Below are 15,392 nucleotides of genomic sequence, written 5' to 3' on the forward strand. Positions count from 1 at the left end.
CATTACGAGGTCAGGATGTCGGTCATGGCTGCGCCTTCGGCGCGCCGCCCGACTGTTCGCCCCCTGCCGCCGGCGCGGGCGCCGGTCCGGTCTGCCCCTTCTGATCGCCCTCGCTGTGGTCGCGCCGGCCGCGATGCTCGCCGCCCTGCCCGTCCTGCTTGGCGTCCTTGCTCTGATCCTTGCCCTGGTCCTTGCTTGGGCCCTCGCCTTGTGCCCCGCGTTTGCCGTCCGGAGTACGGCCGCGCTTGCGCGGCGCGAGATCGGCGGCCGGCGGCCCGTCGTCCTTGCCGACCACGACCTTGGAGCCATCCGCGAGATTGGCAAAGCCCGTCGTCACGACGCGGTCCGACGTGGTCAGGCCGCTGGCGATGACGGCTTCATGCTCGTTCTGCTGCGTGACCGTCACCGGCTTGGCGGTGACGGTATTGTCCGCGCCGATCACATAGCTGAAGGTTCCTGCGGGACCGCGCTGCACGGCCGAGGTCGGCACCACGATCGCCTGCGGCAAGGTCTCGACCTTGAGCCGGACATTGACGAACTGGCCGGGCCAAAGCTGGTAGCTGGCATTCGGCAGTTCGGCCTTCAGCTTCAGCGTGCCGGTGGTCGGATCGACCTGGTTGTCGATGCCGGTCAGCTTGCCGGTGTCGACCACGGTGACGCCGTCATTGCCGAACACATCGACCGCAAGCTGGCCCTTCGCGGCCGCGGCGTTGACCCGCATGATCTGCTGCTGCGGCAGGCTGAACCACACCGCGATCGGTTGCAGCTGGGTCAGGATCACGAGCCCGGTGGTGTCGGAGGCGTGGATGATGTTGCCCTGGTCGACCTGGCGCAGGCCGGCGCGGCCGGAGATCGGCGCGACGATCTTGGTGTAGCTCAGGGTGGCGTGCGCATTGTCGACCTGGGCCTGATCAGCCTTGATGATGGCTTCCTGCTGCGCGACCAGCGCACGCTGCGTATCGGCCTGCTGCTTGGAGCCCGCATTGGTCGCAGCGAGCTGCTCATAGCGAGCGAGGTCGATCTTCTGATTGGCGAGCAGCGCTTCGTCCTTGGCCTTCGTGGCCACCGCCTGGTCGTATTGCGCCTGATAGATCGCGGGATCGATCTCGCCCAGCACGTCGTCCTTCTTGACGTCCTGGCCCTCGACGAAGTTCACCTTGAGCAGCTTGCCGTCGACCTGCGAGCGCACCGTGACGGTGTTGAGCGCCTTCACCGAGCCGACGCCGTCGAGATAGACCGGCACGTCATGCACCTGCGGCGTGGCCGCAAGCACCGGCACCGGCAGATCGGGCCGCGCACTCGCGCCGCGCCCGCCGCCGCCATTTTGCTTGGGCTGGAAAGCGAGCCAGCCGAGATAGCCGAGCCCGCCGAGGATCACGAGCGTGATGAGCAGCGATACCATGCGCCCAAGCAGGCGCGAGAGGAGGCTTCGCTTGCGTGGGGCAGTGCTTTTCTCGTCGTCCGTCGAGTCGGGCTTAAAGAGCATCGACCGGTCTTTCCATCTTCGGTTCCCAGCCGCCCCCCAAGGCCTGATACAGGCTCACCATCGCCAATAGCCGGGCCAGCTGGGCCTGGGAATAAGCGTCTTCCGCCTGGAACAGGGTCAGCTGCGTGTTTAGCACAGTTACGATGTCGGCAGTGCCGGCCTTGAGTTGCTGCTCGGCCAGGTCGAAGGCGCGTCGCGACGACGACAGCACGTCGCGCTGCAGCTGCAGCCGCCGCGTGGTCTCGCGGATCGCGACCAGCGCGTTGTCGACATCGGTGAACGACTGCACGACCGTCTTGCGATAGGTCTGCAGCAGCTCATCCTGCCGCGCCTTCGCGTTCTCGAAATTGCCGAGGATCCGGCCGCCGTCGAAGATCGGCTGGGTCATGCCGCCGACCAGGTTGAAGAAGGCTGCATGCGGCTGGAACAGCGAGACCAGCGCCTGGCTCTGGTAGCCGCCCGTCCCGGTCAGCTGGATGCTCGGGAAAAATTGCGCCCGCGCGCTGCCGACATTGGCGGTGGCAGAGGCGAGCTGCGCCTCCTGCCTGCGGATATCCGGACGCTGGATGAGCAATTCGGACGGCAGGCCCGGCGTGACGCGCGGGATCGCGACCGAATTGAGCGAGCCGCCGGCGACGCGCACGCTCTCCGGCGGTCGCGACACCAGCACCGCGAGCGCGTTGATGTTCTGGTCGAGCGACTGCCGCAGCGGCGGCACCAGCGCACGCTGATTGGCCAGCACGCTCTCCTGCTGCGCGACATCGAGATCGGAGCCGGTGCCGGCCTTGAAGCGGTCCCGGATCGCATTGAGGATACGCTCGGCGCTGGCGATATTGCGCTGTGCGGTGCGCAGCCGGTCCTGTGCGGCGAGCACCGTGAAATAGGTGTTGGCGACGCTTGCGAGCGTGGTCAGCGCCACGACCTCGCGGTCGAACCGGTTGGCGACGGCGGTCTCCTCCGCCGCCTGCGCGGCGTCGCGATTCTGGCCCCAGAAGTCGAGCTGGTAGCTCGCGCTCAGCGAGGCGCTGTAGTTCACCACCTCGCGCCCGCCATTGGTCAGGCCGCTGGCGCTGGAGCCCGAGGTGCGTGAATAGGTTTCGGACCCGTTGAGATTGACGGTGGGCAGCAGCGCCGCGCCGGCCTGCCGCGCCAGCGCGTCGGCCTGCCGGAAGCGTGCGACGGCGGCGGCGATGTCGAGGTTGACGGTTTGCGCCTCCTCCATCAGCTGCGTCAGCTCCTTGGAGCGGAAGCCTCGCCACCAGTCGAGCGTCGGAAGCGCGTCGCCCGGCCGGCCCAGCCGGGCGGCCTTGTAGCCCTGCGGCACGTCGAGCGCGGGATCAGGGATGTCCTGGGTCAGAATGCAGCCGGCCGAACCCGCGACGAGGCCGAGCGCGACCAGCGATCGTCCCGCCAGCCGTCGCATGCGGACGGCGAGGCCGAACCGGCCTCCAGGCGCCATCACGGACGCGGGCTGGGTCACACCCATTCTCCGCCAAAGCCAGACTTCGCCCGTGGCGCGCGAATGACGCAGTCAGCAATGGTCTGGGTGACGTGCACGGGGTAATGCTTCCAATGGAACCTGGCTGTCCCATCCTACCCTTGGGACGATAGGGCGGACAGCCCTGTCACGATTGTGCGACGTCGCATCGCAAGCGATTCGTGGCTACCGGGAATGCCGACTTTTCCCTATTTTTACGGCATTTCCGCGCGTCTCAGACCGGTGCCGGAAGTCATCTTTCTTACAAAGATTTCATGGGGATTTCTCGGCCCTGTTGCTCCGAATCCGCAACATGCGCCGGAGTGACAACGATCTCGCCGCGCCAGGCGACGCCTCGTCAGGCCTTGACTTGGTCGATCGCGCGCAACTGACGCAAGAGCGCCGGCCGCAGAACGATTCTGCCAGACGACCCGCCCGCTGCAAAATTGCCTCCTCCGCGATGCCCCTGTGGTGCGCGCCAGTCGGGTTCGGCGTGGTGAACCCGCCATTTGCCGCAGTGCGAAAGCCCTTCCCTTTTTCGATCAGCACACTAGGTTCGCCGCAAGCAAGACACAGACCGGCAAAGAAATTCCCCGACATGGCATTCAACAAAGACGTCATTGAAGCGATCGGCAACACCCCCCTCATCAAGCTGAAACGCGCATCCGAACTGACCGGCTGCACCATTCTCGGTAAGGCCGAATTCATGAATCCCGGCCAATCCGTAAAGGATCGCGCCGGCAAGGGGATGATCCTGGAGGCCGAAAAGCGCGGCGATCTGAAGCCCGGCGGGCTCGTGGTCGAATCGACCGCGGGCAATACCGGCATCGGACTTGCGGTCGTGGCCAGTGCGCGGGGCTACCGCACCCTGATCGTCATTCCGGAGACGCAGAGCCAGGAAAAGAAGGACATGCTGCGCCTGTGCGGCGCCGAGCTCGTCGAGGCGCCGGCGCTGCCCTTCTCCAATCCGAACAACTATCAGCATCTCGGCAGGCGCCTCGCCGAGCAGTTGCGCAAGACCGAGCCGAACGGCGTGCTGTTCGCCGACCAGTGGAACAACCTCGACAATCCCAAGGCGCACTACGACACGACCGGACCGGAGATCTGGCAGCAGACCAACGGCAAGGTGGATGGCTTCATCTGCTCGGTCGGCACCGGCGGCACGCTCGCCGGCATCAGCCGCTATCTGAAGGAAAAGAACAAGGACATCGTCACCGCCTGCGCCGATCCACACGGCTTCGCGATGTACGAGCTGTTCAAGAACGGCCAGGTCAAATCGACGCCGGGTGACTCGATCACCGAAGGCATCGGCCTCGGACGCAAGACACCGGTGATCGAGACAGCGAACGTCGACGATGCGTTCCTGGTCTCAGACGAGGAAGCCGTGACCATCATCTATGAGCTGCTGGAGCACGAAGGCCTGTGCCTCGGCGGTTCGACCGGCGTCAACATCGCGGGCGCGATCCAGCTCGCCAAGCAGCTCGGCCCCGGCAAGACCATCGTCACCATTCTCTGCGACTCCGGCAACCGCTATCAGTCCAAGCTGTTCAACCCGGCCTTCATGCGTTCGAAGAATCTGCCGGTCCCGGAATGGCTGGAAAAGCGCAGCAAGATCGAGCTGCCGTTCGTCTGACGAACGACGTCCCCGCAGACGTCATTGCGAGGAGCTATTGCGACAAAGCAATCCATGCTTCCGATGCGGATAATTGGATTGCTTCGCGGAGCCTGTCATCCGGCGGCGCTTTGCGCCGACCGGGTGGCTCGCAATGACAGCGGAAATCACCGCAAGATCTGGCTCAGGAACAGCTTCGACCGCGCATGCTGCGGGTTGGCGAAGAATTCCTGCGGCGTGTTCGACTCGATGATCTGACCGGCGTCCATGAACACGACGCGGTTGGCGACCTCGCGGGCAAAGCCCATCTCGTGGGTCACGACCAGCATGGTCATGCCTTCCCTCGCGAGATCGACCATGGTGTCGAGCACCTCCTTGACCATTTCCGGATCGAGCGCCGAGGTCGGCTCATCGAACAGCATCACCTTCGGGTTCATGGTCAGCGCGCGGGCGATCGCGACGCGCTGCTGCTGACCGCCCGACATCTGGCCGGGAAACTTGTTGGCCTGATGCGGGATCTTGACCCGCTCGAGGAACTTCATCGCGGCCGCCTCGGCATCCTTCTTCGGGATATTGCGCACCCAGATCGGCGCCAGCGTGCAATTGTCGAGCACGGTGAGATGCGGGAACAGGTTGAAGCTCTGAAACACCATGCCGACCTCGCGCCGCACCTCGTCGACCCGGCGCAGGTTCGGGCCGAGCTCGATGCCGTCGACCACGATCTCGCCCTCCTGGAACTCCTCCAGCGCGTTGATGCAGCGGATCAGGGTCGACTTGCCCGAACCGGACGGGCCGCAGATCACGATGCGCTCGCCCTTGCCGACCTCAAGGTTGATGTCGCGCAACACGTGGAAGTCGCCGTACCATTTGTTGAGCGTGGAAATATTGACGATCGGGGTTGTGGACATGGTGACCTTGTTCAGTGGCGGCGGTGAGCGTTGAGCCGGTGTTCGACGAACAGCGAGTAACGCGACATTCCAAAGCAGAACACGAAATAGATCATTCCCGCAAAGGCGAAGCCGGTAAAGGCCGTCGTCGGCGTCGACCAGTTCGGGTCGGAGAATGACGCCCGCAGGGAACCCAATAGATCGAACAGCGCCACGATCGACACCAGCGAGGTGTCCTTGAACAGCGAGATGAAGCTGTTGACGATGCCGGGAATGACGTAGCGCAGCGCCTGCGGCAGTACGATCAGCGATGTCGTCTTCCACCAGGACAGGCCGAGCGCCGAGGCGGCCTCCGCCTGGCCGCGCGCCACCGCTGCCAACCCACCCCTGATCACCTCGGCCATATAGGCGCCGGTAAAGATCGCAACGCCGATCAGGGCACGCAACAGGCCGTCGACGGCGAAATTGCCCGGCACGAACAGCGGCAGCATGTAGGTCGCGAAGAACAGCACCGTGATCAGCGGCACGCCGCGCCAGAATTCGATGAAGGCGATCGAGAAGATCCGGATCAGCGGGATGCTCGAGCGACGGCCGAGCGCAAGCGCAATCCCGATCGGCATCGAGGCAACGATGCCGGTGATCGCGATCACCAGCGTCACCAGGAGGCCGCCCCACAGCCGCGTGTCGACGATGGGAAAGCCGCCGCGGTCGAGCCCCATCAGCTTGATGCCGATGGCGATCCCGGCAAACGTGAGCAGGCTGCCGATCAGCGCTCTGCGCCCGGTCCGCATGCCGCCTCCGAGCACAAACAGCACGGCCGAGACGATCACGGCAGTGACCAGGAAATCGCCCCAGAGCGGCAGCGACGAGAGCTGCAACTGGTCGCGCAGCCAGGTCAGCGGAAAGATCAGCCAATGGATCAGAAGGCCGACCAGGACGAGCAGCTTGCCCAGTGCCCATGGCAGCGGGGCGATCGCCGAACTCTTGCTGAGATTGACCAAGAGATCGCCGGCGCCGCCAACGCTCTGCTCGAACAGCTGCAACACGCCGGCGGTCCAGCTCACGCCGAAGCCCGCGACACCACCGCCATGCAGCAAGAAGAACGCCACCACCGGAAACGCGAAGAAGAACAGGCCGGAGTTGATGCCCTTGGCCGGCAGGCGCGGCATCAGCAGCGGCAACAACAGCGCGGCGCCGAGCCCATAGGTCAGATTGACCCGCCAGCGCTGCGCTTCCGGATAGAAGCCATAGATCAGCTGCGTCAGCTTGGCCTCAATATAGGGCCAGCAGGCGCCGACCTCGTGGCCCGCCTTTTCGGCGAGGCAAGCAGTGCGATCCTTGCCGGCCCAGACCGCGTCAACCAGCAGGAACTTGATCGTCGGGACAACGATGTACCAGGCGAGCAATAGCCCGAGGATCGTGAGCAGGATGTTGCCCGGCGAATTCAGCAGCCGCGTTCGCACGAAGCCGATGAAGCCGGTGGTCTTGGCCGGAGCCGCACGCTCGGCGACCAGATCCTGCCGGACAAAGGACGGGGCGGACAGATCGATCATGCCGCCATGCTCCGGTTGATGCGCCAGCCATAGACGCTCATCAGCGCGCTCGTCGCGAGCGAGAGCAGCAGGTAGACGCCCATCGTCATGGCGATGATCTCGATCGCCTGCCCGGTCTGGCTCACCGCGGTGCCGGCAAACACCGAGACCAGGTCCGGATAGCCGATCGCCACCGCCAGCGACGAATTCTTGGTCAGATTGAGGTACTGGCTGGTCAGCGGCGGCACGATGACCCGCATCGCCTGCGGCACCACGATCAGCCGCAGCGTCGCGGCGCGGCTGAGGCCGAGCGAGGAGCCCGCCTCCATCTGCCCCTTGTGGACCGACATGACGCCGGCGCGGACGATCTCGGCAATGAAGGCCGCCGTGTAGGTCGACAACGCGACCGTCAGCGCAACGAATTCAGGGATGACCCGCGCGCCGCCGGCGAAGTTGAAGCCTTTCAGCTGCGGCAGCTCGAGCTTCAACGGCCAACCGAAGATCAGCATCGAGACCAGCGGCAGACCTATCAGGCAACCCAGCACATAGGGCCAGATCCGGATCATCTGCCCGCGCTGGAACAGGGCGCGCCGCGCGTGGTGCCGCAAGCCAAGCGCCACGACGGTGCCGACCGCGAGCGCAACCAGGAACGGATAGAGGCCGGGCTCGCTGATCGGCTGCGGCACGACCAGGCCGCGGTTGTTGAGGAAGAACGCACCGAAGATCGAGACGCTCTGCCGCGGCGCCGGCAGCGCCGCGAGCACAGCGAGGTACCAGAACAGGATCTGGAACAAGACCGGCAAGTTCCTGACGATCTCGACATAGATGCCGCCGATCCGCGACAGCAGCCAGTTCGGCGACAACCGGCACAGCGCCACGACGAAGCCGATCACGGTGGCAAAGACAATGCCGATCACCGAGACCAGGATCGTGTTCAACAAGCCGACGAAGAACACCCGCCAGTAGGTGTCGGAGTTGTTGTAGGCGATCAGGCTCTGATTGACGTCAAAGCCCGCATTGTAATTGAGGAAGCCGAAGCCCGACGCAATGTGCTGTGTCTCCAGGTTCGTCCGCGCATTCGCCACGATCTCGTAGGCGATCCAGGCGAGGATCGCGGCGAAGGCAATCTGGGCGGCTAATCCGTTCCAGCCGGTCTTGCCGCCAAGCGCACGCTTCAGCCTGAGGGCAAATTGCAGCGGTGGTTTGCGGGGCGCGATGCTCATCGCGGCAGCCGTTGGGCGGACCGATCAGCGGATCGGCGGCGCGTACTGGATCCCGCCCTTGTTCCAGAGATTGTTGACGCCACGGGCGATGCCGAGCGGCGATCCGGTGCCGACATTGCGCTCGAAGGTCTCGCCGTAATTTCCGACCGCCTTGACGATGCGCACGACCCAGTCCTTGGTCAGGCCGAGCTGTTCGCCCAGATTGCCGTCGGTGCCGAGCACCCGCTTCATCTCCGGCTTGTCCGATTTGAGCATCGCGTCGACATTCTTCTGGGTGATGCCGAGCTCCTCGGCATTGATCATCGCAAACAGCGTCCACTTCACGATGTCGAACCACTGGTCGTCGCCGTGGCGCACCATCGGCCCCAGCGGCTCCTTGGAGATGATTTCCGGAAGCACGATGTGATCGGCCGGGTTCGCGAGCTTCAGACGGCTGGCATAGAGCCCGGAGGCGTCGTCCGTGAAGACGTCGCAGCGTCCGGATTCATAGGCTTTGACCGCTTCGTCGATGCTACCGAATGCGATCACCTCGTACTTCATGTTGTTGCCCTTGAAGAAGTCGGCGAGGTTCTGCTCCGTCGTGGTGCCGGTCTGCACGCAGACCGACGCGCTGTTCAGTTCGAGCGCCGAATTGACCTTGAGCGACTTCTTCACCATGAAGCCCTGCCCGTCATAATAGGTCACGCCGGTGAAGTTGGCGCCGAGCGAGGTGTCGCGCGACACCGTCCAGGTGGTGTTGCGCGACAGCACGTCGATCTCGCCGGATTGCAGCGCGGTGAAGCGATCTTTGGCCGACAGCGGCACGAACTTGACCTTGGTCGGGTCGTCGAGCACCACGGCAGCAATGGCCCGGCACACGTCGACGTCGATCCCGGTCCAGTTCCCCTTGTCGTCCGGTGATGAAAAGCCAGGCAGGCCCTGGCTGACGCCGCAGGACAGCTGGCCCCGGTCCTTGACCGTCTTGAGGGTTTGCGCCGAGGCGGACTGGACCGACAAGGCAGCGGCAGCGGCAAGGAAGACAGCCAGGGATACGCGTTTCATGGGTAGGCCTTTCAGGGTCGTCCGTTGGACGTTTGCTTTGTGATCGCCTCGCGTTCACGGGCCATCCCAATGATCCCCTGCAGCAAAAGATGCTGATCTGACAGTCAGTTTGACGTGCAAACCGGCCAGGCAACGGATCGTAGGTCGCGGCAGGCCCCTCAACGTGCGGCGACTGGTAGTTGCGGCGCATCACATAGCGACTGACGAGCCGGGTCAAGGGGTTGACGCACGTCTTCTACGTCTTGTTAGTAACACCTCCCGGCGTGGCCCCGTCTTCCCGACGCGGTACGACTGCGGCAAAAAGTCTAAAATCCAACGGCAGCAAACCATGACCTCCTCCGACGGCTCCACGCCCTCCCGCCCGCACGACGCCGCGACCCGCCTGGTCACGGCCGGCCGCGACACCAAGGCCCAGAAGGGTTTCGTCAATCCGCCGGTCTTTCACGGCTCGACCGTGCTCTATCCGACCGCCGAGGACCTCCACGCCCATCGCGCCGAATTTACCTATGGCCGCCACGGCAGCCCGACCACGCGGGCGCTGCAGGACGTGCTGATGGCGCTGGAGGGCCCGCAATGCGCCGGCGTCGGCCTCGCCCCGTCTGGACTGGCGGCGATCAGCACCACGCTGCTCGCCGTGCTGAAGACCGGCGATCACCTGCTGGTGTGCGACAACGCCTATCGGCCGACCCGCAATTTCTGCGACAACATGCTGAAGCGCTACGGCATCGAGACCAGCTATTTCGATCCGCTGATCGGCGCCGGCATCGAGGCGCTGTTCAAGCCGAATACCCGTGCGGTGCTGATTGAAGCCCCCGGTTCGCAATCCTTCGAGATGCCCGACGTCCGCGCGATCTCGGCCGTGGCGCATGCCCGCGGCGCGCTCATGATCGACGACAACACCTGGGCGACGGCGCTCTATCACCGCTCGCTCGAACAGGGCGTCGACATCAGCATGCAGGCCGGCACCAAGTATATCGGCGGCCACTCCGACATCATGTTCGGCACCATCTCGGCCAATGCGAAGGCCTGGCCGCTGATTCAGGAGGCGATCCGCCTGCTCGGCGTCTGCGCCGGCCCGGACGACGTCTATCTCGCTCTGCGCGGGGTCCGGACGCTGTCGGTGCGGCTGGCGCAGCACCACCGCTCCGGGCTCGAGATCGCGCGCTGGCTTGGCGCGCGGCCCGAGGTCGATCGGGTGCTGCACCCTGGCCTGGAGACCGATCCGGGGCATGCGATCTGGAAGCGCGACTTCACCGGCGCCTCCGGCCTGTTCAGCATCGTGCTGAAGCCTGTGCCGCAGCGCGCGGTCGATGCGATGCTCAACGCGCTCAAGCTGTTCGGCATGGGCTTTTCCTGGGGCGGCTTCGAAAGCCTCGCCATCCCGTTCGACTGCAGCGACTATCGCAGCGCGACCAAATGGTCGCCGGGCGGGCCAACGCTGCGGCTGCATATCGGGCTCGAGAATCTCGACGACCTCAAGGCCGATCTCGATCGCGGCTTTGCCGCGTTGAAGGCCGCGCTCTGACTTTCCACGCCGGCTGCGTTAGGCGACATTAACCACGACCGACCGGCCAGGACGCTGCCGCCGCCGCGTTGCGACTAACGTCGCACGCGTTGCGCACGCGCGATCTCCGGGATTCTGCGGAGATGCGACGGCGTCGATAACTCGCCGTTCACCATCCCCACCAATCCCTTAATTGTCCGGACCTTCCATCAAGTTCCCTTATACTTTTGCAGCCGTACTGATGCTCCCGGGAAGGGCTGTCAGTGCCGCAAGGACGTGACTGCTCTGCGTTAAGGGCATTCAGACAATCGCATGAAGACGGCACGCATCGTGGTCCTCGGCATCGCCGGCGTCGCAGGCCTCGCGGCCATGTATCTCGCGAGCGTTGGCGATCGCAAACCGGCGCCGGTCGCGCCGCCAGTGGTACAGCTGCCGACCGTCGAGGTGCTGGTGGCGAAGTCCGACATCGGGCTCGGACAGTCGGTCAAGCCTGAAGACGTGCAATGGCAGCGCTGGCCGGCCGAGACCGCGAGCAGCGCGTTCATCCGCCACGACACCAATGCCGACGCCATGAACGACGTCATCGGCTCGATCGCACGCGCTCCCTTCATCGTCGGCGAGCCGATCCGCGAGCAAAAGCTGGTCAAGGCCAATGGCAGCGGCTTCATGGCCGCGATCCTGCCCTCCGGCATGCGCGCGATCTCCACGGAAATCTCGCCCGAGACCGGCGCCGGCGGCTTCATCCTGCCCAACGACCGCGTCGACGTGATCCTGTCGCGACGCGACAAGAATCCCGATCAGCAACAGGGCAGCCGCGACATCATCACCACCGAAATCCTGCTGTCCAACGTCCGGGTGCTGGCGATCGACCAGGCGCCGAAAGAGAAGGACGGCAACAACTCCCTCATCGGCAAGACCGTGACCCTCGAGCTCAAGCCCGAACAGGCCGAGACGCTCGCGCGGGCCCGGCAGAGCGGCACGCTGGCGCTGGCGCTGCGCAGCATCGCCGACGTCAACGAGAAGACCGACGAGACCACAGACCATGCCCCGAAGCGGGGCGAGAGCATTCGGGTGGTGCGTTTCGGCATCCCGAGCTCTCAGACGACACAGAAGTGATGGGGGCTTCGATATGACAATTGCTGCAAAACAACGGGCGAGGCGGACCACGCTGGTCCGCCCGCTGTCTTTCTCGGCGGTCACCGCCCTGATGCTGATCCCTGCCCTCGCCAGCGCGACCGATCCCGACAAGAACGCGGACGTCGCGGTGACGAGCAGTATCGCCGCCAAGACGCGCTTCGTCTCGCTCGGCGTCGGCAAGTCGGTGGTGGTCGACCTGCCGCGCGAAGCCAAGGACGTCCTGGTCGCCGATCCCAAGATCGCCAACGCCGTGATCCGCTCGGCGCAGCGCGCCTATATCATCGGCGCCGCGGTAGGCCAGACCAACGTGGTGTTCTTCGACGCCGACGGCAACCAGGTCGCCTCCTACGACATCGCAATCAAGCGCGACCTCAACGGCATGCGTGCCGCGCTGAAGCAGATGCTGCCGGGCGTCCAGATCGAGGGCGTAGGTGAGAGCGTGGTGCTGACCGGCACGGTGGCAAGCCCGGTCGAGGCCCAGCAGGCCGGCGACATCGCAGCCAAGCTGGTCGGCGGCCCCGACAAGGTCGTCAACTCGATCGTGGTGCGCGGCCGCGACCAGGTGATGCTGAAGGTCACCGTCGCCGAAGTGCGGCGCGACGTCGTCAAGCAGCTCGGCGTCGATCTCAGCGCCAACATGAATTACGGCACCGCCGCGGTGGTCTTCAACAACGCCAACGCCTTCACTGCCAACAACGGACCGCTCGCCAACAACGTGCTAGCCGGCGCGGCCCTGAACAAGCTCGGCGTGCCGACCGTCACCGCGACGCTGCGCGCGATGGAAAGCGCGGGCGTGGTGAAGACGCTGGCCGAGCCCAACCTCACGGCGATCTCCGGCGAGTCCGCGACCTTCGTGTCAGGCGGCGAGTTTCCCATTCCGACCGGCGTCACCTGTCAGACCTCGTCGACAGGCACGATCGGGAATTGCGTCCAGACCGTCAGCTTCAAGAAGTTCGGCATCTCGCTCAACTTCACCCCGGTGGTGCTGTCCGAGGGGCGCATCAGCCTGAAGGTGATGACCGAGGTTTCCGAAGTCTCGATGGACAACGCGTTGACCGGCGGCCAGGGCGGCACGACCATTCCCTCGATCAAGACCCGCCGTGCCGACACCACGCTGGAAGTGCCCTCCGGCGGCTCGATCGCGATGGCCGGATTGATCCAGGAGCAGACCAAGCAGGCCATCAACGGCATGCCCGGTGTCGATCAGATCCCGGTGCTCGGACAGCTGTTCAGGAGCCAGGACTTCGTCAACAACGAGACCGAGCTCATGGTCATCGTGACGCCCTATGTGGTGCGCGCCGTTGCGCAGAAGGAATTGTCGCGTCCCGATGACGGGTTCGCCCCGGCCTCCGACGCGCAGTCGGCGCTGCTGGCGCGCGTCAATCGTATCTACGGCGTTGCCGCCCGTGCCGAGCCGATCGGCGCCACGCCGGTCAATTTCGGCTTCATCATCGACTGAGGCGCTGAAGGGTTGGGGGATGCCATGATGACACGCAACACACAAGCCGGCCATGCGAGGATGCTGTCGCTGTCCGGCGCCCTTCTCGCCACAGCGATCGCGCTCGGCGGCTGCAATCTGACCGGCGACAATATCGCGACCGGCACGGTGCCCGACGACTATCGGCAACGGCATCCGATCGCCGTCACCGAGGGCGAGCAGTCGATCGTCGTGTTCGTGGGCCGCGCCCGCGGCAATCTCACCGAAACGCAACGCGACGACGTCATGGGGATGGCCCGCACCTGGCGCCGCGACGGCACCGGCGCGATCGCGATCGACGTCCCGGCCGACACCTCGAATGCGCGCTCGGCGCAGGCGGTGTATCAGGAGATCCGCGGCGTGCTGGCGTCGATGGGCGTGCCCGCCCACGCCATCGTCAGGCGTTCCTATCGCGTCGACGATCCGCGCGCGCTGCCGACCATTCGCCTCAGCTATTCGAAGATGGCCGCGGTCGCCGGACCCTGCGGCTTGTGGCCGAGCGACCTGGGTCCCTCGATTTACAACCCGAGCTACAACGAGAACAAGCAGTGGGACAATTTCGGCTGCGCTACGCAGCACAATTTGGCTGCGATGGTCGCCAATCCGTCCGACCTCGTGCAGCCGCGGACCGAAACCGCATCCTACACGCCGCGCCGGTCGGTCGCGTTCCAGAAATACAGCAAGGGTGAGTCCACCGCGACCACCTACCCTGAAGCCGATAAAGCCAAGCTGAGCGACGCCGGGAAATGACCGAACAACAAGAAGAGCCGCAGCACGCCAACGACCACATCGCGCCGGCGCCACGGATTTCGGTGCAGGCCTTCTGCGCCAGCGTCGCGACCGCCACGACGGCGCGCGCCGCCGCCGAAGACCGCCGGCTCGCCAAGGCTCACCTCTCCGTCCATATGGGCGGCATCGCCGCCGCCATCGACGCCTATCACAAGGCGCCGACACCCAACGTCATCATGCTGGAGACCGAGCCGGACATTGATTTGCTCGCCGGTCTCGACGAACTCGCCACGGTCTGCGATCCCGGCACCCGCGTCGTCGTGCTCGGCATGCCCGGCGAGACTGCACCGTATCGCGAATTGGTCCGGCGCGGCGTCAACGACTACGTCATCGGGCCGGTCAAGGTGCTCGACGTCGTGCGCTCGATCTGCGGCCTGTTCTCGTCCTCGGAAGCAGTCTCTGTGGGCCGCCTGATCGCGGTCGCGGGCGCCAAGGGCGGCGTCGGCGCCTCGACCGTCGCTCACAATATCGCCTGGACCATCGCGCGCGACCTCGGGCTGGATTCGGTCGTGGTCGATCTCGACCTCGCCTTCGGCACCGCCGGCCTCGACTACAACCAGGATCCGACGCAGGGCATCGCCAACGCCGTGTTCGCGCCCGAACGCCCGGACAGCGCCTTCATGGAGCGCCTGCTGGCAAAATGCGGCGATCACCTGAGCCTGCTGGCGGCTCCGGCCACGCTTGATCAGGTCTACGATTTCGGCGCCGAAGCATTCGATGCCATCTTCGATACGATGCGCATGACCACGTCCTGCATCGTGCTCGACGTTCCCCATCAATGGACCGCCTGGACCAAACGCGTGCTGGTCGGCGCCGACGACATCCTGATCGTCGCCGAACCCGACCTCGCCAACATGCGCAACACCAAGAATATGATGAACCTGTTGCGGACCGCGCGTCCGAATGACCGCCCGCCGCTCTATTGCCTGAACCAGGTCGGCATGTCGAAGCGCCCCGAGATCGAGGTCAAGGACTTCGCCAAGACGATCGAGAGCCCGCCGATCGCGACCATCCCGTTCGATTGCAGATTGTTCGGTGAAGCCGCCAACAACGGTCAGATGATCGCGGAGGTCTCCGCGCGTCACCGCACCACCAAGACCTTCCTGCAGATCGCGCAACGCCTGACCGGCCGTCCCGATCTCGCCGAGACGCGCGAGTCGTTCCTGTCGCCGATCCTCAGGAAGCTGCAGTCGCGTCGAAGCGATGGACGCCGCGCCGCCGGCTAGC

12 protein-coding genes are annotated in these 15,392 nt (G+C 65.1%); 6 read left to right on the forward strand and 6 right to left on the reverse strand.

Going from position 1 to position 15,392, the window contains the following annotated elements; translation table 11 throughout:
- Nucleotides 1-22 precede the first annotated feature (22 nt).
- A complete protein-coding gene (locus ACOIX3_RS20920; protein WP_420964095.1) occupies nt 23-1,486 on the reverse strand; it encodes an efflux RND transporter periplasmic adaptor subunit in 1,464 nt (487 codons plus the stop codon).
- Nucleotides 1,476-2,972 carry an efflux transporter outer membrane subunit gene (locus ACOIX3_RS20925; RefSeq protein WP_420964096.1) on the reverse strand — a complete coding sequence of 499 codons (1,497 nt, stop codon included), beginning with the start codon at nt 2,970-2,972 and terminating at the stop codon, nt 1,476-1,478. The genes ACOIX3_RS20920 and ACOIX3_RS20925 overlap by 11 nt, the downstream gene beginning before the upstream one ends.
- A gap of 589 nt (nt 2,973-3,561) precedes the next feature.
- On the opposite strand from ACOIX3_RS20925, the gene ACOIX3_RS20930 reads away from it, so the two are divergent.
- A complete protein-coding gene (locus ACOIX3_RS20930; RefSeq protein ID WP_420964097.1) occupies nt 3,562-4,596 on the forward strand; it encodes a cysteine synthase A in 1,035 nt (344 codons plus the stop codon).
- A 146-nt stretch (nt 4,597-4,742) separates the two neighbouring features.
- On the opposite strand, the gene ACOIX3_RS20935 is transcribed toward ACOIX3_RS20930, so the two are convergent.
- Genes ACOIX3_RS20935 through ACOIX3_RS20950 form a run of 4 tightly spaced genes read right to left on the reverse strand, consistent with a single transcriptional unit; the run spans nt 4,743 to nt 9,258 of the window.
- The gene (locus ACOIX3_RS20935) at nt 4,743-5,483 is read right to left on the reverse strand and encodes an amino acid ABC transporter ATP-binding protein (RefSeq protein ID WP_029083902.1); all 741 of its coding nucleotides are present in this window, start codon (nt 5,481-5,483) and stop codon (nt 4,743-4,745) included.
- 11 nt (nt 5,484-5,494) lie between these two features.
- A complete protein-coding gene (locus ACOIX3_RS20940; RefSeq protein ID WP_420964098.1) occupies nt 5,495-7,015 on the reverse strand; it encodes an amino acid ABC transporter permease in 1,521 nt (506 codons plus the stop codon).
- Nucleotides 7,012-8,217 carry an amino acid ABC transporter permease gene (locus ACOIX3_RS20945; protein WP_420964099.1) on the reverse strand — a complete coding sequence of 402 codons (1,206 nt, stop codon included), beginning with the start codon at nt 8,215-8,217 and terminating at the stop codon, nt 7,012-7,014. Before ACOIX3_RS20945 ends, ACOIX3_RS20940 begins: the two co-directional genes overlap by 4 nt.
- A gap of 24 nt (nt 8,218-8,241) precedes the next feature.
- Nucleotides 8,242-9,258 carry an amino acid ABC transporter substrate-binding protein gene (locus ACOIX3_RS20950; protein WP_420964100.1) on the reverse strand — a complete coding sequence of 339 codons (1,017 nt, stop codon included), beginning with the start codon at nt 9,256-9,258 and terminating at the stop codon, nt 8,242-8,244.
- A gap of 328 nt (nt 9,259-9,586) precedes the next feature.
- Between ACOIX3_RS20950 and metC the strand changes: the two genes are divergently transcribed.
- The 5 genes from metC to ACOIX3_RS20975 all read left to right on the forward strand — a co-directional run bounded on the left by metC (nt 9,587) and on the right by ACOIX3_RS20975 (nt 15,391).
- Nucleotides 9,587-10,783 (forward strand): cystathionine beta-lyase, encoded by a 1,197-nt coding sequence (gene metC, locus ACOIX3_RS20955; RefSeq protein ID WP_420964101.1) that lies wholly within the window; start codon nt 9,587-9,589, stop codon nt 10,781-10,783.
- 291 nt (nt 10,784-11,074) lie between these two features.
- Nucleotides 11,075-11,878 carry a Flp pilus assembly protein CpaB gene (gene cpaB / locus ACOIX3_RS20960; protein ID WP_420964102.1) on the forward strand — a complete coding sequence of 268 codons (804 nt, stop codon included), beginning with the start codon at nt 11,075-11,077 and terminating at the stop codon, nt 11,876-11,878.
- A 13-nt stretch (nt 11,879-11,891) separates the two neighbouring features.
- Nucleotides 11,892-13,358, forward strand: coding sequence for a type II and III secretion system protein family protein (locus tag ACOIX3_RS20965; RefSeq protein ID WP_420964103.1), 1,467 nt, complete (start codon nt 11,892-11,894; stop codon nt 13,356-13,358).
- Between the two features lie 27 nt (nt 13,359-13,385).
- The gene (locus ACOIX3_RS20970) at nt 13,386-14,126 is read left to right on the forward strand and encodes a CpaD family pilus assembly protein (RefSeq protein WP_420964104.1); all 741 of its coding nucleotides are present in this window, start codon (nt 13,386-13,388) and stop codon (nt 14,124-14,126) included.
- On the forward strand, nt 14,123-15,391 hold the full coding sequence (locus ACOIX3_RS20975) for an AAA family ATPase (protein WP_420964105.1): 1,269 nt from the start codon (nt 14,123-14,125) through the stop codon (nt 15,389-15,391). Before ACOIX3_RS20970 ends, ACOIX3_RS20975 begins: the two co-directional genes overlap by 4 nt.
- Nucleotide 15,392 lies beyond the last annotated feature (1 nt).

Origin of the sequence: Bradyrhizobium sp. B120, assembly GCF_049075665.1 — a bacterium.
GTDB lineage: Bacteria > Pseudomonadota > Alphaproteobacteria > Rhizobiales > Xanthobacteraceae > Bradyrhizobium.

Bases quoted from the DNA above. Each gene is read 5' to 3' on its own strand.
- ACOIX3_RS20945 (WP_420964099.1), bottom strand. From the start codon at position 8,217: ATGAGCATCGCGCCCCGCAAACCACCGCTGCAATTTGCCCTCAGGCTG.
- ACOIX3_RS20920 (WP_420964095.1), bottom strand. From the start codon at position 1,486: ATGCTCTTTAAGCCCGACTCGACGGACGACGAGAAAAGCACTGCCCCA.
- ACOIX3_RS20975 (WP_420964105.1), top strand. From the start codon at position 14,123: ATGACCGAACAACAAGAAGAGCCGCAGCACGCCAACGACCACATCGCG.
- ACOIX3_RS20925 (WP_420964096.1), bottom strand. From the start codon at position 2,972: ATGGGTGTGACCCAGCCCGCGTCCGTGATGGCGCCTGGAGGCCGGTTC.
- ACOIX3_RS20930 (WP_420964097.1), top strand. From the start codon at position 3,562: ATGGCATTCAACAAAGACGTCATTGAAGCGATCGGCAACACCCCCCTC.
- ACOIX3_RS20970 (WP_420964104.1), top strand. From the start codon at position 13,386: ATGACACGCAACACACAAGCCGGCCATGCGAGGATGCTGTCGCTGTCC.
- ACOIX3_RS20935 (WP_029083902.1), bottom strand. From the start codon at position 5,483: ATGTCCACAACCCCGATCGTCAATATTTCCACGCTCAACAAATGGTAC.
- ACOIX3_RS20965 (WP_420964103.1), top strand. From the start codon at position 11,892: ATGACAATTGCTGCAAAACAACGGGCGAGGCGGACCACGCTGGTCCGC.
- ACOIX3_RS20940 (WP_420964098.1), bottom strand. From the start codon at position 7,015: ATGATCGATCTGTCCGCCCCGTCCTTTGTCCGGCAGGATCTGGTCGCC.
- ACOIX3_RS20950 (WP_420964100.1), bottom strand. From the start codon at position 9,258: ATGAAACGCGTATCCCTGGCTGTCTTCCTTGCCGCTGCCGCTGCCTTG.
- cpaB (WP_420964102.1), top strand. From the start codon at position 11,075: ATGAAGACGGCACGCATCGTGGTCCTCGGCATCGCCGGCGTCGCAGGC.
- metC (WP_420964101.1), top strand. From the start codon at position 9,587: ATGACCTCCTCCGACGGCTCCACGCCCTCCCGCCCGCACGACGCCGCG.